General features: G+C 61.9%; 17 protein-coding genes and 1 other RNA gene. 7 read left to right on the top strand and 11 right to left on the bottom strand.

Translation table 11 applies throughout. From position 1 onward, the window contains the following. Positions 1 to 7: 7 nt before the first annotated feature. The 7 genes from EAO39_RS08270 to EAO39_RS08240 all read right to left on the bottom strand — a co-directional run bounded on the left by EAO39_RS08270 (position 8) and on the right by EAO39_RS08240 (position 6,350). On the bottom strand, positions 8 to 649 hold the full coding sequence (locus EAO39_RS08270; protein WP_120966969.1) for a hypothetical protein: 642 nt from the start codon (positions 647 to 649) through the stop codon (positions 8 to 10). Between the two features lie 5 nt (positions 650 to 654). Next, the gene (locus EAO39_RS08265) at positions 655 to 1,503 is read right to left on the bottom strand and encodes an ATP-binding protein (RefSeq protein ID WP_120966968.1); all 849 of its coding nucleotides are present in this window, start codon (positions 1,501 to 1,503) and stop codon (positions 655 to 657) included. Further along, a complete protein-coding gene (locus tag EAO39_RS08260) occupies positions 1,500 to 1,982 on the bottom strand; it encodes a hypothetical protein (protein ID WP_120966967.1) in 483 nt (160 codons plus the stop codon). Before EAO39_RS08260 ends, EAO39_RS08265 begins: the two co-directional genes overlap by 4 nt. 11 nt (positions 1,983 to 1,993) lie before the next feature. Next, positions 1,994 to 2,257 carry a DNA-binding protein gene (locus EAO39_RS08255; RefSeq protein WP_120966966.1) on the bottom strand — a complete coding sequence of 88 codons (264 nt, stop codon included), beginning with the start codon at positions 2,255 to 2,257 and terminating at the stop codon, positions 1,994 to 1,996. A 106-nt stretch (positions 2,258 to 2,363) separates the two neighbouring features. Further along, a complete protein-coding gene (locus EAO39_RS08250) occupies positions 2,364 to 4,628 on the bottom strand; it encodes a hypothetical protein (RefSeq protein ID WP_162989499.1) in 2,265 nt (754 codons plus the stop codon). Positions 4,629 to 4,694: 66 nt separating this feature from the next. Beyond that, entirely contained in the window at positions 4,695 to 5,216 is a 522-nt protein-coding gene (locus EAO39_RS08245; RefSeq protein WP_120966964.1) for a hypothetical protein, read from the bottom strand. A gap of 12 nt (positions 5,217 to 5,228) precedes the next feature. Continuing rightward, complete coding sequence (locus EAO39_RS08240; protein WP_120966963.1) at positions 5,229 to 6,350, bottom strand: XRE family transcriptional regulator; 1,122 nt, start codon at positions 6,348 to 6,350, stop codon at positions 5,229 to 5,231. Positions 6,351 to 6,508: 158 nt separating this feature from the next. On the opposite strand from EAO39_RS08240, the gene EAO39_RS08235 reads away from it, so the two are divergent. From EAO39_RS08235 to EAO39_RS08215, 5 genes are read left to right on the top strand one after another with little or no spacing between them, the layout of a single operon-like run. Next, positions 6,509 to 6,700 carry a hypothetical protein gene (locus EAO39_RS08235; protein WP_120966962.1) on the top strand — a complete coding sequence of 64 codons (192 nt, stop codon included), beginning with the start codon at positions 6,509 to 6,511 and terminating at the stop codon, positions 6,698 to 6,700. Further along, positions 6,700 to 7,152 carry a DUF2924 domain-containing protein gene (locus EAO39_RS08230; RefSeq protein ID WP_039731096.1) on the top strand — a complete coding sequence of 151 codons (453 nt, stop codon included), beginning with the start codon at positions 6,700 to 6,702 and terminating at the stop codon, positions 7,150 to 7,152. The genes EAO39_RS08235 and EAO39_RS08230 overlap by 1 nt, the downstream gene beginning before the upstream one ends. Beyond that, positions 7,149 to 8,537, top strand: coding sequence for a recombinase family protein (locus EAO39_RS08225; RefSeq protein ID WP_120966961.1), 1,389 nt, complete (start codon positions 7,149 to 7,151; stop codon positions 8,535 to 8,537). The genes EAO39_RS08230 and EAO39_RS08225 overlap by 4 nt, the downstream gene beginning before the upstream one ends. Further along, positions 8,537 to 8,908: a site-specific recombinase resolvase gene (locus EAO39_RS08220; RefSeq protein ID WP_120966960.1), complete on the top strand. Its 372-nt coding sequence runs from the start codon at positions 8,537 to 8,539 to the stop codon at positions 8,906 to 8,908. Before EAO39_RS08225 ends, EAO39_RS08220 begins: the two co-directional genes overlap by 1 nt. Next, positions 8,905 to 9,384: a LacI family transcriptional regulator gene (locus EAO39_RS08215; protein ID WP_120966959.1), complete on the top strand. Its 480-nt coding sequence runs from the start codon at positions 8,905 to 8,907 to the stop codon at positions 9,382 to 9,384. The genes EAO39_RS08220 and EAO39_RS08215 overlap by 4 nt, the downstream gene beginning before the upstream one ends. Positions 9,385 to 9,688: 304 nt before the next feature. On the opposite strand, the gene ssrA is transcribed toward EAO39_RS08215, so the two are convergent. The 4 genes from ssrA to ompA form a co-directional block, all read right to left on the bottom strand. Further along, positions 9,689 to 10,065: a transfer-messenger RNA gene (gene ssrA / locus EAO39_RS08210) on the bottom strand. A gap of 12 nt (positions 10,066 to 10,077) precedes the next feature. Further along, positions 10,078 to 10,743 carry a phosphoglycolate phosphatase gene (gene gph, locus EAO39_RS08205; protein ID WP_120966958.1) on the bottom strand — a complete coding sequence of 222 codons (666 nt, stop codon included), beginning with the start codon at positions 10,741 to 10,743 and terminating at the stop codon, positions 10,078 to 10,080. 5 nt (positions 10,744 to 10,748) lie between these two features. Continuing rightward, on the bottom strand, positions 10,749 to 11,462 hold the full coding sequence (gene ubiG, locus EAO39_RS08200; RefSeq protein ID WP_120970830.1) for a bifunctional 2-polyprenyl-6-hydroxyphenol methylase/3-demethylubiquinol 3-O-methyltransferase UbiG: 714 nt from the start codon (positions 11,460 to 11,462) through the stop codon (positions 10,749 to 10,751). Between the two features lie 85 nt (positions 11,463 to 11,547). Further along, entirely contained in the window at positions 11,548 to 12,198 is a 651-nt protein-coding gene (gene ompA, locus EAO39_RS08195) for an outer membrane protein OmpA (RefSeq protein WP_120966957.1), read from the bottom strand. 229 nt (positions 12,199 to 12,427) lie between these two features. Here ompA and gyrA point away from each other — a divergent pair, with 229 nt between their 5' ends. Both gyrA and serC read left to right on the top strand, forming a co-directional pair. Then, entirely contained in the window at positions 12,428 to 15,124 is a 2,697-nt protein-coding gene (gene gyrA, locus EAO39_RS08190; protein ID WP_120966956.1) for a DNA gyrase subunit A, read from the top strand. 121 nt (positions 15,125 to 15,245) lie between these two features. Next, positions 15,246 to 16,355, top strand: coding sequence for a 3-phosphoserine/phosphohydroxythreonine transaminase (gene serC / locus EAO39_RS08185; protein ID WP_120966955.1), 1,110 nt, complete (start codon positions 15,246 to 15,248; stop codon positions 16,353 to 16,355). The last annotated feature ends 26 nt before the right edge of the window (positions 16,356 to 16,381 follow it).

The raw sequence follows: 16,381 nt of genomic DNA, 5'->3' as shown, positions 1-16,381 counted from the left end.
ACCTCCCTCACTGCGCCCACGACGGTTTGCCCGTCACGGGTGCGCGTTGCTGAGCCGGGGCCTGGTAAGCGGGTGCTGCCTGCGTCGGTGCGCCGGAAGTGCCGCCGCCTGAAGCCTTGGTCGGCACGCCCATCAACTTGGCGTAGTCGGGGTGATCGGGCTCGACCGCCACTTTGACCACGTTGCGGTCCTGGCCCTTGCCGTCCTTCTCGATGTCGACGCGGGCGAGGAACTCAAGGCCATCCAGTTCGTGGAAGCCTTGGATGCGGCGCGCTGCCGCAGCCTGCGGGCTGTTGTCCTGTGGGTGGACGTTGCGAGCGCTGTTGAGCGCGGCGCGGATGAAGCTGCGCCCCATCTGACCCCAGGTCGGGCCCTTCTTGGAGTGCAGGCCAATGTTCGACCACATCTTGCGTTTGGCGTGGTCGCCAGCGGTGACCACGAATTCGGCGGCGAGGTAGACCGAGCCTGTTTCGAAGGACTCAGTGGCGTAGCCGCCGCCCCAGCCCTGCGACGGATCGTCATACCCGCCTGGCTTGAGGGTCATGCGCACCGGAACAACAGTGCCCTTGGGGATCAGATCAAAGCCGGACTGCTGCGATTCGGCGTCGTTGAAGTCGTTCCAGTTGCTGCTGGTGGATTGGCTGTTCATGGCGATTACTCCTGAGATTCGGTTTGTGCGGGGGCGGTCGAGGCGGTGGGCGCGGCGGATGCGCCCGCGCACTTGGCGATGAGCGCGCCGAGATGCGGCGGCTCCAGCAGGTCGAGACGACCGCTGCGGTCTTTGGCCGGAAAGCCGTAGGGGTTGACGGTGTGGGTGACGAAGGCGCGGTAGGTACTGCCGTCCTCGGCCTTGATCTCGGCCAGCGTCACGACCTCATCCACGATGCCGGGCAGCTCCAGGCTGGTTTTGCTGCCTTCGATCTGCGGGACGAACACCTTGCGGTTGTAGTCATCGAGGCGTTCGTCGAGGATCGCCACGAACACCACGTTCTTGCCGCGTGCGTGCTGCAAGTGGGTCAATGCGCTGATCATTTCCTGGCCGAGCAGGCCATAGGCCGCGCGCAGGTCGGGCTTACCGGAGCGGTCGCTGACGGCACCCGGCTGCGTCTTGCACCACGCGAAGCACTGGCGGGACAGCTGGGTGATCGAGTCGAGGAAGAAGGTTTGGTAGCGGTCGAGTTGCGCCGGGTCGCCAAACTTCTCGATGACGTGGTCGTAGTGCGCCTGCGAGAAGGCGCTCTCCGGCGGCAGCGACTTGTCCGGGCCCGCAAGGAACACGAAGAAGTCGCGGCTCTCTGGCCACGAGTCCGGACGGATGGTGTCACCCGGCCAGTCGGCCACCGCCAAGTCACCGGCCTCGATGTCGAGGAACAGCGTGGTGGCAGGGTCGAGGTCTTTGAGTCGCGTGGTCTTGCCGATGCCGGACTTGCCCAGCATCAGCAACTTCACGCCCTTGCGCTCGGCCATCCGCTCGACGGCGGACACAATGGGGAGCATTTTCATGCGGCACCCCCATCGAGCGTCAGGGTGATGGTCGGCTTGCCTTCCTCGACGGTGCGCGCGGCGGCGAACTGCTCCTGCAGCGCGGTGGGCCAATTGGTGTAGCGGGACTCGGATACCGACAACTTGATGTCGATGTAGTCCTCGACCTTGTCGCCCGAGGCGACAATGCGCTCGGCCATCTCCTTGAGGATGGTCTGGCTCCAGGTCACCTTTTTGGGGAGCTCGTACTTGACGTGCAGCGCACCGTCGCTGACGTGGGCGGTGCCGAAGTCGCGGCCGGAATCCCGTAGCGCGCTACGGGCCTGCTCGCCGTAGCGCTGGAGCTTGGCAGCATCCAGCTTGACGCGCAGCTGCTTGAGGTAAGCAGTGGCCTCGTCGACATTGCGCTCGGCAGCGACGAAATCGTTGATCGGCAGCGCCACCAGCTGGGCGATGCTCATGGCCGCCAGATCGGCGGGGAAGATGGTCAGATCGCTCATGGCCGTCCTCCTCACTGGTACACGCGAGTGAAGGTCGAGTGCCGCGAAACGCGACGCTCGAAGGCTTCGATCTCGGAGATCAGGTAGGTGACGCGGGCACCGAGCTTGCAGAAGACCGGGCCGAGCTGTTCCTGCCGCCAGCGGCGCAGGGTCTTGACGGAAAGTCCCCAGCGGATGGCCAGTTCGTTTTCGTCAAGGGCGATGCGCGTGGCACCGTCCGGTTTGGGCCGGTTGGGATACCGGCTGGATTGAATGGAAGGGACTTCGTTTTGCATGAGGAGCACTCCTTTCGTTGGGGTGCTCCTACTTTCTTGCCGCAAGGCTTGCGATATTTCGCAGCCTTCACGCAGAAATCGCGCGGAAATTACAAGGGCGTGTCCCTCAAGCCATTTCGGATTCCGCTGGCTGGTCGCCAGTGGCTTGCGAGGAGCCCAGATAGTCGGGCGTGCCGATGTTCAGTTCCCAAACTCGGGGTTTGGCATTGCCATCTGCGCCACGGAAATACGTCTGCCATTCCGGTGCGCCTCGGAACAGTTCGGCCATCGTGCGAAATGAAACGCCCGACGCAGACTCGATCTGAGCCTTTGACCACTTGCGCCGCCCGGATGTCCAGCCATTGACGAACACCTCGACCACATCGAGCCACTCCTTCTTGGTCAGCGTCCACGGATCGGGCCACGGCCCGTGCAGCGTGCCGCTGCGTGCGTCGTCCTTGATCAAACGCGGCGTGTCGATCACGGACGCTTCGGATTGCCGACGACGAATCTCAGCATCGACCGGCGCGAGATCAATCGACACCTTCCCGTTGACGTCCTTGGCGAGCGCGTCCAGTGAGACAACGATGCCGGGCCCAAGGTAGCGGCGCGGCTGGCCCGCCGTCGTCGACAACACGATGGTGAGGCCGAGATTCGACTGCCGCAGCTTTGTGTCGAGTTTGTCTGCGTGCTTGGGCTCCCACAGCCGGGACACCAGCGCGACCGGAATGCGCTGATCGCCCAACCGGTAGTTGCCGAGCACATAGGGCTCCTCTTCGTCCACGGTCAACGGCATGTCGACCAGTTGGGGACGGAGCAGCTCGTCGAGACGCTCACGCAGGTAGCCCTTGCTGATGTCGTATCGGCAAAGGTCGCCTTCAGCCAGGTCGAAGCGTTCGCCGGTGACGTCATCAACTGCCGATGTGCTGGTGCTGTTGAACATGACCTTCAGTCGGCGGAACCCCTGCTGGCCGTCGGCATCCTCAACGGGGACGGTGATGTAGTCGCCCGGAGCCTTCTGCTTGAGCAGACCCTTGCTCACCAGATCGGTGGCGGTCAGACCAAGCGCTGTCAGCAGGTGTCCATCCGCCTCGTGGCCCGCAAGATCGAGCAACTTCATCTCGGCTCGGAACAGAGCAAGGTCGGCACCGACCTTCGCCGGTTCGACTCGCTTCATCACGCCCAGCGAAGTCAGGATGTCTTCACCGCATTGGCGCAGGCGTGGATCAGGCAGATTCAGCAGATTGCACGAGCCCCGGTGATCGACCGTGATGTCCAGCGCGCGCGAATCCTGCTCGCCGTCGAAACGGATCGAGAACGAGAGCTTCACCTCGATCACGGAACGGCAGCTGGACAAGGGGTTGTGGTCGCCGAAATGCCTGTCGGACACGCTCCAGACGCTGTCGCTGTTCGCCATCGCAAAAGTGACGCTGTGCCGTGTATGCCCGAGGGTCACGGTGATCGACGAAATCCATGCGTCCAGGATCACCGCACCCTTGGCGGTTGCGGTGCGCAGGTTGACCGAGCTCTTGAACATACCCAGCTCGTAGCTGATGGCCCCGACGGGCTGCTTCGAGAGCGGTTTGTCGAAGCCGACGGCGACGAAGCGATCCGCGAGGCGTTGCGCCGTGCCGCGCTTGTCCGAGAGCACATGCACCTTGTTCGCTGCCGGGTCGTACACCAGCGTCGCTTCCAGTGCGGGTGTGAAGACTAGGAGATCACGGCGACGATCCTTCATCTGCCGCAGCAGCTTCATCTTCCCGGGGTGATAGACGACCAGATAGTGCATGCGTCGCTTGGCGTCCGCATCGCCTTCGTCCATCTCGAAGTGAATCAGCTCGCAGTTCTGCTTGGCCTCGTCGTCCAGCTCGAGGATTTCGCCCACGCCTTCGTGCAGCTTCTTCTCGACTTCCGGCGTCCACTGGAAGTCACGCCCGTCGCCATCGCGCACCGTGAACCCCAGGAACTTCTTGTGCCCGTGGAAATGGTGGGTCAGGTAGATGGTCTCGATCTGGTCGAAAACGCGCGACGCCTTGACGTGCAACCAGATCAGCCGGGTCATCGCATCCGCCGACTTGTCGAAGGTGGCGATCTCCGCGTGCTGCTCGAACTCCAGTTCCCGATAGGCGTGCTCCAGCATCTCCTCGGTACGGAATCGGACGAGCTGGAGAAGTCGCACGGCCTCCTGATCGGCAATGGTGATGTCCTCGCGCCTGATCTTGAGGATGTGCTCGCGCAGCGCCGCGCGCGCCTGATCATCAGGCAGAGACGCATCGATGCCGCCGAGCATGGCGAACTTGTCGACCTGCGCCAGAAGCTGGAGCGCGGTGACGGTTGCCGATTCGATCAGTTCGGCGATGTGCTTGTTGTTCTTGTGAGACTTCTGGGCCACTCGATGCTCCTTGGATTGATGCTGAGTGGCCTCCCTTGCGTCGGCACCGTCAGCGCGGCTCGACATTCACGGGATGATTCCCAACATGATCTTGGTCTTGATGCTGGACAGCCAGTCCTCGCGGTACTGCAAGGCCAAGGCGTCGAGGTTGACGCGACCGACGCCAGCCTTTCGGGCGAGGTCTTCCAGCGAGGTCATGCTGTTGAGCCAGCCCAGTCCATTCGATGCCACCAGGGCCGCCTTGTCGGCAGTGGTCACGACGATGACGTTGCTGGGCAGGAGCTTGCTGGCATGCAGCCACGCGAACAGGTGTTTTTCGCCGTCGTCCAGCGTCATGCAGCCAGGCTGGCTGGTGACCAACGCGGCCAGTTCCTTGCGAGTGACGGGATACCGGGCGGTGAGGCCCGCGTGCAGTTCAGCGGGCGCAACCGCCACATGGCGAGGATCGGTGGGGTCGCCGGTCAGCGTTTCCTCGACGCATTTCTCGACCGTTTCGACGGCGAAGTGCGTTGTGATGGCTGTCCAGCACCGTGAGCGAAATGCTTCGAGGATGACGTTCGTGTCAGCGAATACGCGCACTTGAGGCATACGGTATTCACCTCAAAGCTCGAACGGAGCGGGCAGGTCGTACTGGCCGAACAGTTCGGTCAGTCCGCCAAGGCCAATGCCGATGGCTTTGGCGGCCTTGCGCGCCGAAAGCCGTCCGTTCTCCAGCGCCTCGTGAAGCATCTTCACGAAGGACGCAGAGAACCGCTTGGGTGGCCCGGACACGGAGGGCCGCTGCTTCTCTTGAGAGAGGCTTTGCCGAGTGTCGTCACCGATGAGCTTGAGGTTGAACAGCCGCCACGCCAGCGCCACGGGCGCGACCCGCAGCAAGGCCGCGACCTCGCACAGATGCGCGATGTCGTTGACGCGTTCCTTGTCGATGAGTTTGTCGAGCGAGGCACGCGGCATCAGCAGCGCAGCCGCGAAGCTGTTGGCTAGCTGCTCGACGCGTTTGCCCTTGGTGCGCTCCTCGAAGGAGTTCGACTCCCGATGCTCGGGCTTCATCGCATCCCACGTCAGCGCGTGGAAAAGTTCGTGGGCGAGATCGAAGAAGCGCCGAGCCTCGCTTTCGTTGCGGTTGATGAGGATGACGCCCATCTCCTCCAGATGGCAGGTCGCACCGGAGATCGACTTGCCGTCTGCAGTCTCGACCGTGTCCACGAACAGCACCGGAATGTCCAGTTCGCGCTCGACCTTGTCGATCAGGGTCTCGGCAGGAATGACGCCCAGGTCGAGCTCTGCTGCCAGGCTTTCCGCGCGCTCCTGCGCATCCTCGTAGGACGACTGGGTGGACAGGCGCAGGGCGCGCTTGAGCACGCTGGCCCGGCTGTCGCGCTGTTCGCGCAGCCAGCGCAGCAGCCCGATCCATTGGCCAGCCTTCAGTTCGAAGCCGTCCAGGCTGTCCTCCGACACGCCGGGATCGGCTCGCCAGTTGAATTGCGCCTCGCCCGCGACGGCGAAGGGGTCGATGAAGAACTCGATGTCCCGATCCAGCAGATCGGTCAGGGCGAGCATCTCCTCCGCCCGCAGCATGCGCTTTCCGTTTTCGATGTCGGAAACCGACTGGCGGTCGTTCAGGCCGAGGCCTTCGGTGAGCTGATCCTGCGTCCAGCCCTTGGCCTCGCGCGCCGCCTTCACGCGGAAGCCGATCAGCTTGTGCGAGGTCTTGTCGAGCATGGGTTGGCACCTCCGGAAAACGTCATTCTACTCTTGCTAACGCCTGTGCGCAAGAAAGTCTTGCGAAATGTGGAACGCAACGGAATTGCCCTACGTTGCCATCCGCTTCGGAAGATGAGGCTCACTATCCCTGACGGTTGCTATTCCCCGGAGCCGTCATGAAGAACCTCGAACTCGCATCTCCCTCGGAGATGTCCGCCAGCGCCCGTGCTGGCGAAATTACCGCCATCCTTGCGGCCGCCATCGTCCGCACCGTCGTCGCAGAAGCGCCAAAACAGAGAGAAGTTGGCCTTGGCTTCCTGCCCGACCAGCGCGTTCATCCAACCCCCTATCCACAGGAGAAGTTGTGATGAACGAGAAACAAGCATCCGTCGCCGCGCAGATCGCGGCGCTGTCCAGTCTGCCCATCGCCGAGCTGTGGCCGGTGTGGGATCGGTACTTCAGCAGCCGCCCCATCAACCCCAACCGCGCCTTCATCGAGTCGCGGATCGCCTACAAGATGCAGGAGGAGGTCTTCGGCGGTCTGGCACACAACACCCGCCAGCGACTGGAGGCCATCGGTGCCAAGCACTCCAAGATCAAGCTGCGGGCCCGTCCGCGCGACATCAACTTCGCGCCCGGCACCGTGCTGCTGCGCGAATGGGGCGACCGCGAGCACAAGGTGGCGGTGACCGCCGACGGCCTGTTCGAGTACGAGGGCAGCACGTTCAAGAGCCTGACCGCCGTGGCCCGCCAGATCACCGGCACGCACTGGTCGGGCCCGCTGTTCTTCGGCCTGACCGGCAAGGCAGGTGCGCAATGAGCGACGCTGCACAGATTGCCTCGCCCAAGGCACGCAAGCGCTGCGCGGTCTACTGCCGGGTGTCGTCGGACGAGCGCCTTGACCAGGAGTTCAACTCCATCGATGCCCAGAAGGAGGCTGGCCACGCCTACGTCGCCAGCCAGCGCGCCGAGGGCTGGATTCCGGTGGCCGACGACTACGACGACCCCGGCTTCTCCGGCGGCAACACGGATCGACCCGGGCTGAAACGCCTGATGGCGGACATCGAGCGCGGCCAGATCGACATAGTGGTGGTCTACAAGATCGACCGCCTGACGCGCAGCCTCGCCGACTTCTCCAAGATGGTCGAGGTGTTCGAGCGCCACGGCGTGTCGTTTGTGTCGGTCACGCAGCAGTTCAACACCACCACGTCAATGGGACGGCTGATGCTCAACGTGCTGCTGTCCTTCGCCCAGTTCGAGCGCGAGGTCACCGGCGAGCGCATCCGCGACAAGATCGCCGCCAGCAAACGCAAAGGGATGTGGATGGGCGGCGTACCACCCCTGGGCTACGACGTCGAGAACCGCCTGCTGGTCATCAACGAAACCGAGGCTGCGGTGGTGCGGCGCATCTTCGAGGAGATGCTGACCATCGGCTCGCCCACCCAGATTGCCGCCAACCTGACGCTGGATGGCATCACGACCAAGGCGTGGACGACGCAGGACGGCCAGACGCGGGCGGGCACGCGCATCGACAAGAAGTACCTGCACAAGCTGCTGCGCAACCGCATCTACCTCGGGGAGTTGTCGCACAAGGGCAGCTGGTACCCCGGCGTGCATCAAGCCATCATCGATCCCGGTCTGTGGGGGCGGGTTCACGAGGTGCTGGCCAAGGACGGTCACACCCGGTCGGTCGAAACCAAGATCAGGTCGCGCACCGACGCCTTGCTGCGCGGCCTGCTATACGCGCCATCGGGCGAGCGGATGTACCCGACCTACTCGCGCAAGAACGGGCGCAAGTACCACTACTACGTGTCCAAGTCGGAAGCGCGGTTCGGCGCGCCGGGCAAAGGCTACGAGCGCCTGCCCGCGCCGGAGATCGAGGGGGCGGTGGTGGCCCAGATCCGAACGGTGCTGACCAGCCCGGAAACGGTGGCGTCGGTGGTGCGGCACATCCAACGCAACGGGGCCCAGATCGACGAGGCCACCACCGTGATGGCGATGGGACGCCTCAACAACGTGTGGGATCAGCTGTTCCCGGTCGAGCGCCACCGCATCGCCAATCTGATGATCGAGCGCATCGACCTCGTCCACGCGGGCGAGGTGCAGGGGATCAAGGTGAAGTGGCGTGACGTAGGTTGGAACGCGCTCATCGCGGAGTTCGCCCCGGACAGCATTGGTGCTGAACTGCTGGAGGTCGAAGCCTGATGGACGAGTCGATGGAAACCTTTGTGCCCCTGACGTTTCGCCGCCGAGGCGTCCAACGCGTGGCTGCCGACGAGCGCAGCGTCCACGACGTGACCCTGCTCGACGGTGTGGCACGGGCCTTCTACTGGCAGCACCTGCTGGACACCGGCGCGATGCAGAGCGGGTCGGCTATCGCTCGCGCCGAAAAGCTGCACCACTCGGTAGTCAACGAACTGCTGCGCCTGACCCTGCTGGCCCCGGACATCATCGAGCAGTTCATGGCGGGCAAGCAGCCACGGCGGTTGACGCTGATGTGGTTTCAGCGAAACCGCCTGATGGTCGACTGGCAGGCCCAGCGCCAGCTCATGGCCAGTTTTGAGGAGGATGTGTGAGCAAGAAGCATCGCGGCCACGCCAAGGGCGACCCAGTGACGTATCAGACGCCGCTGCCTGCTGGCGGCGTGCAGATGGAAACCTTCCTGCCCTGGACGTTGGTGCGCAGGGGTTTGAAGAAGCAGGTCATCACGCCGCTGGACGCGCCGCAGGAGTTCCTGGACGAGGCCCGCCGTGAGCGGCAGGTGCGCGAGATGGCGCAGGACACGTCCCTGATGCGGGCGCTCGGCCTCGCGCACCACTGGCAGCGCCTGCTGGACGAAGGACGGTTCAGTTCGATGACCGAGATCGCAGCGGCCGAAGGCATCGACCTCGGTCAAGCCAGCAAGATGAGCCGACTGGCGCAACTGGCCCCCGACCTGATCGAAGCCATCGCCCTGGGACGCCTCGAGGTGGGCGTCAGCCAGTTGCTGCGCGGCAAGTTGTCGGCGTCCTGGCAGGCGCAACGCGAGGCGCTGGTGGCAGGCTCGCGCTGACGTCCGTGCGCAGCGACACGCCGCCGCAAGGCGGTTTTTTTGGGCCTTTCGCTGTCTCGGTCGCGCGCTCCCGAGCAAGCGAAGAAGCAAACCAATGGCCCGCAAACCCGCGCCAACACTCGACATCAGGCCTTGAATGCTCAAGAGGGCAGCAGAGAACAGAGAGAGAAAAACGACGGAAAGCGCGCCTGGAACGGCGACTTCCGGAGGGACGTGCTCAAGAGGCCGAGGCGCGAAACCGCGCCAACACGGGGGGAACGGGCAAAAAAAATCCCAACCGGATAAGGGTTGGGATTTCACATTATGGTGGAGCTGGCGGGAATTGAACCCGCGTCCGTAAGCCTTCGTCGAGCAGATCTACATGTTTAGCGTTCTGATTTAGATCTCGCCACCCAAACCGCGCAGACGCACGCTGCTTGGACAGCCAGCTTCCTTAAATCTCGCCAAGTACCAAGAAGCCCGATACCCAGCCAGCTAATGAAAATTCCCTTGCAGCCTGGAGGTATTGCTACCCCCTTGCCCAGCCCATCAGCGTGCTGTTGCAAGGCTCACCGGATTAAGCGGCGAGTGCGAAACGTTCGTCGTTTGCAGTTAGTTTTTTGAATGGAGATTTACGAGCGTCACTCAAGCTCGACATGCACCACACCGATCCCGAACCCACGTCGAAACCAGGACAGCCCCATAAACGCTATTTTAACCTCTTCCCAGCAATTTCAAGAGCTCTAGGGGTGAATTGATTTGCGCATCGGCTCCCCATTGGGATGTTTCGGCGGCAGAACCCAGGTATCCGTAGCAGGCCGCCACGGTTTTCATGCCTGCAGCCTTGCCTGCCTGGATGTCACGCTCATCATCACCGACATAAATACAACACTCCGGAGAAATATTGATACGCTTTGCCGCCTCAAAAAGAGGGGCTGGATGCGGTTTTGCATGGGCCGTGGTATCGCCACTGACCACCGCTCCCGCCTTGTTGAACAAGGGCATTTGCTCGGTCAGCGGATTGGTGAAGCGCATGGATTTGTTGGTGACCACACCCCAGACCAGCGATTCGGCTTCCAGCGCGGCGATGAGCTCAGGCACGCCGTCAAACGCATAGGTGCGCTCTGTCATGCAGCGTTCGTAATTGACGAAGAATTCCTCGCGCATCTCGGCAAAGCCTTGCGAGTCGGGGGTCATGCCAAAAGCAATGCCCAGCATGCCGCGCGCGCCGGCACCCGCCATATGGCGATAAGCCTCAAGAGGCAGAGAGGGCATGCCGCGCTTTACACGCATCTGGTCGGCGGCAGCACCCAAGTCCGGTGCGCTGTCTATCAAGGTGCCGTCCAGATCAAACAGCACGGCTTTCACATCGCTCCACATTGCATTCACTCCTGAGGACGGCGGGTTGCCAACATGTAATTGACCGAGGTGTCATTGCTCAGCCAGTAGCGACCCGAAACCGGGTTGTGCTCCAGCCCCTTGCTGCACTGAACGTCAAGATGCGCTTCCCGCGCGAACCGGGCCAGTTCGCTGGGGCGAATCAGCTTGGCGTACTCATGCGTGCCCTTGGGGATCATCTTGAGTACGTATTCCGCCGCCACGATGGCCAGCCCGAATGCCTTGGCATTGCGGTTGATGGTGGAGAAAAACACCCAGCCACCGGGTTTTACCAAGGCGGCACAGGCTCGGACGATGGAGGCAGGATCAGGCACATGCTCCAGCATTTCCATGCAGGTCACCACATCGAAAGACGCCGGCCGCTCCTCAGCCAGTTGCTCCACGCTGACTTCGTGGTACTGAATATTGGGTGTGCCGCTTTCCAGTGCATGTAGCTGGGCCACACGCAAGGCCTTGGTCGCCAGATCAATCCCCATGACATCAGCGCCTTTGCGCGCCATGGAGTCCGCCAAAATACCGCCGCCACAGCCCACGTCCAGCACGCGCTTGCCACTCAATGGAGCCTGGGCATTGATCCAGTCCAACCGCAAGGGGTTGATCTGGTGCAGAGGCTTGAATTCACTCTCGGTGTCCCACCAGCGGTGAGCGAGGCTTGAAAACTTTTTCAGTTCCGCCGGATCGGCATTGATTGTGTTGCTCATGGCGCTCATTGTCGGCTATTTGATCAGGCGTTTCGGCATAAAAAAAGCCCCGTTACCGGGGCTTTCTTGGGTAGCAATCGAAAGATTACTGAGCAGCGCGTGTGCCCACAACTTCGATTTCCACGCGGCGGTTTTGAGCGCGGCCGGCTGCAGTCTTGTTGTCTGCAACAGGTTGCTTCTCGCCCTTGCCTTCGGTGTAAACACGGCTCTTTTCGATGCCCTTGGACACCAGGTAAGCCTTCACAGCTTCAGCGCGACGCACGGACAGCTTCTGGTTGTAAGCGTCAGAGCCCACGGAGTCGGTGTGACCCACGGCAATGATGACTTCCAGGTTGATGTCCTTGATCTTGCCGGTCAGGTCATCCAGCTTGGCCTTGCCAGCGGGCTTCAGCACCGACTTGTCGAAGTCGAAGAAAGCGTCAGCAGAGTAAGTGACCTTGGATGCAACTGCGGGAGCAGGAACAACAGCAGGAGGAGGAGCCACAGCAGGAGCAGGAGCCACAGCAGGAGCCTGAACCTTCAGTGCGCCGTCGCAATCAACAGCGGCGGTAGCAGGAGTCCAGTTGGCATCGCGCCAGCACAGTTCGTTCGTGCCGTTCTTCCACACCAGCTCGCTGGTGCCGTTTTGCCAGTTGTCGATAGTCTTGCCACCATCAGCAGCCTTCACTTGTGCGCCGGCGGCCGTCACGAGGGCAGCAGAGGCAAACAACATCGCCACTTTGTTCAGTTTCTTCATGGTTCTCCTCTTGGGGAAAAAGCCGCAGCAGGGCTGCGAATCTGTTGACGTTATCAGTGACCATCACCAAAAACGTTGAAACGATTGTGCCATACGTAACATGCAGACGTGTTGTCAACTAGGCACCAACAAGTAGTACAGCTATGTAATTCCTAAGTTATGTTGCTCTACTGCCACACGCCATTCGACCTAAAATGGTCGTTTTCCTGCCGTCAAAGTATCGCCTGACATGACCCAGTTTGCTAAAGAAACTCTGCCCATCAGCCTAGAAGAGGAGATGCGTCGCAGTTATCTCGATTACGCCATGAGCGTGATCGTGGGCCGGGCGCTTCCTGATGCGCGCGATGGCCTCAAGCCCGTGCACCGCCGCGTCCTGTACGCCATGCACGAACTCAATAACGACTGGAACCGTCCTTATAAGAAGTCGGCGCGTATCGTCGGTGACGTGATCGGTAAGTACCACCCTCACGGCGACAGCGCGGTCTACGACACCATCGTGCGCATGGCCCAGGATTTCTCCCTGCGCCACATGCTGGTGGACGGCCAAGGCAACTTCGGCTCGGTGGACGGCGACAGTGCCGCTGCCATGCGTTATACGGAAATCCGTCTGTCCAAGATCGCCCACGAAATGCTCGGCGATATCGACAAGGAAACCGTGGATTTCGGCCCCAACTATGACGGCTCCGAGAGCGAGCCGCTGGTGCTGCCAAGCCGTCTACCCAACTTGCTGGTCAATGGTTCTTCGGGCATTGCCGTGGGCATGGCCACCAATATTCCGCCGCACAACCTCAATGAGGTGGTGGACGCCTGCCTGCATTTGCTGCAGAACCCCGAAGCCTCCATTGAAGATCTGATGGAGATCGTGCCGGCCCCTGACTTCCCCACAGCCGGCATCATCTACGGTATCAATGGCGTCAAGGAAGGCTATCGCACCGGTCGCGGCCGCGTGGTGATGCGCGCCAAGTGCCACTTCGAAGATATCGACCGCGGCCAGCGCCAGTCCATCATCGTTGACGAGCTGCCCTACCAGGTCAACAAGAAGACGCTGCAAGAGCGCATGGCCGAGCTGGTGCACGAGAAGAAGATCGAAGGCATCAGCCACATCCAGGACGAGTCGGACAAGTCCGGCATGCGTCTGGTGATTGAATTGAAGCGCGGTGAAGTGCCTGAAGTGGTGCTCAACAACCTCTACAAGCTCACCCAGCTGCAAGACACTTTCGGCATGAACATGGTGGCGCTGATCAATGGTCAGCCCAAGCTGTGCAATCTGAAGGACTTGATCGAAGTCTTCCTGCAGCACCGCCGCGAAGTGGTGACACGCCGCACCGTGTTCGAGCTGCGCAAGGCACGCGATCGCGGCCATGTGCTCGAAGGTCTGGCCGTGGCCCTGGCCAATATCGATGACTTCATCGCCATCATCCGCAACGCGCCCACGCCTCCCGTGGCCAAGGCTGCGCTGATGGAAAAATCCTGGGACAGCAAGCTGGTGCGCGAGATGCTCACCCGCACGCGCACCGATGGCGGCGTGGTCAATGCCGACGACTACCGCCCCGAAGGCCTGGAAGTCGAATACGGCATGCAGCAAAACGGTCTGTACCGTCTGTCCGAGACCCAGGCGCAGGAAATCCTGCAGATGCGTCTGCAGCGCCTGACCGGTCTGGAGCAAGACAAGATCGTGGCCGAGTACAAGGACGTCATGTCGGTCATCGAAGACCTGCTGGATATCCTGTCCAAGCCCGAGCGCGTCTCCAGCATCATTGGTGAAGAACTCAATGCCGTGAAGGCCGAATTCGGCCAGTCCAAGAAGGGCGCACGCCGCTCCACCATCGAGTACAGCGCGCAAGACCTGTCCACCGAAGATCTGATCACCCCCACCGATATGGTGGTGACGCTCTCGCACACCGGCTATATCAAAAGCCAGCCCCTGTCCGAGTACCGCGCCCAAAAGCGCGGCGGGCGCGGCAAGCTGGCCACCGCGACCAAGGAAGACGACTGGATCGACCAGCTCTTCATCGCCAACACGCACGACTATCTGCTGTGCTTCTCCAACCGCGGCCGCATGTACTGGCTCAAGGTCTGGGAAGTGCCCTCGGGCTCGCGCGGTTCGCGCGGCCGCCCCATCGTCAACATGTTCCCGCTGCAAGACGGCGAGAAGATCAACGTGGTCTTGCCGCTGACCGGCGATAACCGCACATTCCCCGAAGATCACTACGTCTTCATGGCTACCCGCATGGGCACCGTCAAGAAGACCGCACTGACCGAGTTCAGCAACCCCCGCAAGGCCGGCATCATTGCGGTGGGCCTGGATGAGGGCGACTTCCTGATCGGTGCAGCGCTGACCGATGGCGCGCATGACGTGATGCTGTTCAGCGACGGCGGCAAGGCCGTGCGCTTCGATGAAAACGATGTGCGCCCCATGGGCCGCAATGCACGCGGCGTGCGCGGCATGAACATCGAAGACCACCAGAGCGTGATTGCCATGCTGGTTGCCGAAGCCGACGATGGCACGGGCAATGTGGCCGAAGGTTCGCAAAGCGTGTTGACGGCCACCGAAAATGGCTACGGCAAGCGTACTGCCATCAGCGAATACACACGCCATGGCCGCGGCACCAAGGGCATGATTGCGATCCAGCAGTCCGAGCGCAACGGCAAGGTGGTTGCGGCCACTCTGGTCGCGCCCGAAGACGAGATCATGTTGATCACCGACACCGGCGTGCTGGTGCGCACCCGCGTCGCGGAAATCCGCGAACTGGGCCGCGCCACCCAAGGCGTGACGCTGATCAACCTGGACGAAGGCGCCAAGCTGATCGGTCTGCAACGCATTGTGGAAAACGATGCGAACGAGTCCGAAGTTGCTGAAGGCGACGAGGCAGCTGGCGACAGCGCCGCCGACGCAGGCAGCGAGAACTCCGGCGACCAGGCCTGATAGCCACCACCGAAGCTGATCGCAGCTTCAGCGCCACGGGTTCGCGCTCGTGGCGCAATGATTTTGATAGCTGTCTGCGCTTGATGTTCAAGCGCAGACACATGATTTGAGCGTAAATCCGATGAACCGCCCTTACAACTTTTCCGCCGGCCCCGCCGCCATCCCCGAAGAAGTCTTGCAGCAAGCTGCAGCCCAGATGCTGGACTGGAACGGCTCCGGCATGGGCGTGATGGAAATGAGCCATCGCGGCAAGGAGTTCGTCTCGATTTACGAAGCGGCCGAAGCCGATCTGCGCGAGCTGCTGGCCGTGCCCGCCAACTTCAAGATCCTGTTCATGCAAGGCGGCGGCATTGCCGAAAACGCCATCGTGCCCATGAATCTCTCGCGCGCCGGCGTGGTGGACTTTGTAGTTACCGGCAGCTGGAGCCAGAAGTCCGCCAAGGAAGCGGCCAAGTACGCCAGCGAAGCCCATATCGCCGCCACCGCCAAGGACAGCGACTACACCACCATTCCCGCCGCCAGCGGCTGGCAACTGAGCCGCGGCGCCAGCTATGTGCACATCTGCAGCAATGAAACCATTCATGGCGTGGAGTTTCACGAGCTGCCCGATCTGAAGGCCCTGGGCTCGGACGCCCCTCTGGTCATCGACTTTTCCTCGCATGTGGCGTCGCGCTCCATCGACTGGAGCCGCGTGGGCCTGGCCTTTGGCGGCGCGCAAAAAAACATCGGCCCTGCGGGCCTGACCATCGTCATCGTGCGCGAAGACCTGCTGGGCCACGCCCTGCCTATCTGCCCCAGCGCCTTTGATTACAAGACCGTGGCCGACAACGGCAGCATGTACAACACGCCACCCACCTGGGGCATTTACGTGGCCGGCCTGACCTTCCAATGGCTCAAGCGCCAGAAGGAAGGCGATCTGACCGGTGTGGCCGCCATGGAAGCACGCAACATCGCCAAGGCCGATCTGTTCTACAACTACGTGGACCAATCCGCCTTCTACGTGAACAAGATTGCCGAGAACTGCCGCTCGCGCATGAACATTCCCTTCTTCCTGCGTGACGAGTCGCGCAACGATGCCTTCCTGGCCGGCGCCAAGCAAGCCGGCCTGCTGCAGCTCAAGGGCCACAAGTCCGTGGGCGGCATGCGCGCCAGCATCTACAACGCCATGCCCATCGAGGGTGTGCAGGCCTTGATCGCCTACATGCAGGACTTTGAGCAGCGTCAGGCCTGATGCGTCTTCGTTCACATACGAAGCAA

The sequence above is a fragment of the Comamonas sp. lk genome (assembly GCF_900564145.1).
Lineage (GTDB): Bacteria > Pseudomonadota > Gammaproteobacteria > Burkholderiales > Burkholderiaceae_C > Comamonas.
The sequence above is the reverse complement of the archived record's forward strand: the minus strand, read 5'-3'. Positions and strand labels throughout refer to the sequence as shown.

What these genes read in the sequence shown, in the direction of transcription:
- EAO39_RS08270 (WP_120966969.1), bottom strand. Translation starts at nt 649, where the DNA reads ATGAACAGCCAATCCACCAGCAGCAACTGGAACGACTTCAACGACGCC.
- EAO39_RS08265 (WP_120966968.1), bottom strand. Translation starts at nt 1,503, where the DNA reads ATGAAAATGCTCCCCATTGTGTCCGCCGTCGAGCGGATGGCCGAGCGC.
- EAO39_RS08260 (WP_120966967.1), bottom strand. Translation starts at nt 1,982, where the DNA reads ATGAGCGATCTGACCATCTTCCCCGCCGATCTGGCGGCCATGAGCATC.
- EAO39_RS08255 (WP_120966966.1), bottom strand. Translation starts at nt 2,257, where the DNA reads ATGCAAAACGAAGTCCCTTCCATTCAATCCAGCCGGTATCCCAACCGG.
- EAO39_RS08245 (WP_120966964.1), bottom strand. Translation starts at nt 5,216, where the DNA reads ATGCCTCAAGTGCGCGTATTCGCTGACACGAACGTCATCCTCGAAGCA.
- EAO39_RS08240 (WP_120966963.1), bottom strand. Translation starts at nt 6,350, where the DNA reads ATGCTCGACAAGACCTCGCACAAGCTGATCGGCTTCCGCGTGAAGGCG.
- EAO39_RS08235 (WP_120966962.1), top strand. Translation starts at nt 6,509, where the DNA reads ATGAAGAACCTCGAACTCGCATCTCCCTCGGAGATGTCCGCCAGCGCC.
- EAO39_RS08230 (WP_039731096.1), top strand. Translation starts at nt 6,700, where the DNA reads ATGAACGAGAAACAAGCATCCGTCGCCGCGCAGATCGCGGCGCTGTCC.
- EAO39_RS08225 (WP_120966961.1), top strand. Translation starts at nt 7,149, where the DNA reads ATGAGCGACGCTGCACAGATTGCCTCGCCCAAGGCACGCAAGCGCTGC.
- EAO39_RS08220 (WP_120966960.1), top strand. Translation starts at nt 8,537, where the DNA reads ATGGACGAGTCGATGGAAACCTTTGTGCCCCTGACGTTTCGCCGCCGA.
- gph (WP_120966958.1), bottom strand. Translation starts at nt 10,743, where the DNA reads ATGTGGAGCGATGTGAAAGCCGTGCTGTTTGATCTGGACGGCACCTTG.
- ubiG (WP_120970830.1), bottom strand. Translation starts at nt 11,462, where the DNA reads ATGAGCAACACAATCAATGCCGATCCGGCGGAACTGAAAAAGTTTTCA.
- ompA (WP_120966957.1), bottom strand. Translation starts at nt 12,198, where the DNA reads ATGAAGAAACTGAACAAAGTGGCGATGTTGTTTGCCTCTGCTGCCCTC.
- gyrA (WP_120966956.1), top strand. Translation starts at nt 12,428, where the DNA reads ATGACCCAGTTTGCTAAAGAAACTCTGCCCATCAGCCTAGAAGAGGAG.
- serC (WP_120966955.1), top strand. Translation starts at nt 15,246, where the DNA reads ATGAACCGCCCTTACAACTTTTCCGCCGGCCCCGCCGCCATCCCCGAA.